A 613-nucleotide genomic window follows, 5' to 3' on the forward strand; every position below is an offset into this window, starting at 1 on the left:
AGTACCAAAACACTCAGCAACCCAATACTCAGTACCAAAACACTCAGCAACCCAATACTCAGTACCAAAACACTCAGCAACCCAATACTCAGTACCAAAACACTCAGTACCAAAACACTCAGTACAGAAATACTCAGTATCCAAACACCCAGCCACCGCCGGCCACCCCAAAAGAACCCCGCTACTCTTCTGAACCCTCTTCAGGAAAATATGCTGGAAATTATGCAGGAAACTATGGGGGAAACCCTGCAGGGCCATATTCAGAGGCGTCCCGCTACCAATCGCAGCCGCCGCCATCTCAGTCTTATCGGCAAGCTGGGCCGCAAGCTCCCGATTTGAGCGGTTCCAACTTCAAAGGAGCTTCCTTAAAAGAAAAGGATTTTTCAGGAAGAAACTTGAGCAATGCAAACCTGAGTGAAGCCGACTTAAGCGATGCTTTTCTACACAACGTCAATCTCACAGGCGCGAATTTGCACCAAGCAAACTTGTTCAGGGCCAATTTGTTAGGAGCTTGTTTGATCAATGCCAACTTGAGAGAAAGCAACTTAATCGGAGCCGATTTGAGCGGTGCTGACTTGAGCGGTGCTGACTTAACAGGAGCGAAAATCGGTTA

General features: G+C 47.8%; 1 protein-coding gene. It reads left to right on the forward strand.

Features of this window, described 5'->3' with window-relative positions; translation table 11 throughout:
- A partial coding sequence (locus QUA45_RS28825; RefSeq protein ID WP_333223365.1) for a pentapeptide repeat-containing protein occupies positions 1–613 on the forward strand: 613 nt, incomplete at both ends.

The sequence above is a fragment of the Microcoleus sp. Pol12A5 genome (assembly GCF_036701435.1).
Taxonomy (GTDB): domain Bacteria; phylum Cyanobacteriota; class Cyanobacteriia; order Cyanobacteriales; family Microcoleaceae; genus Microcoleus.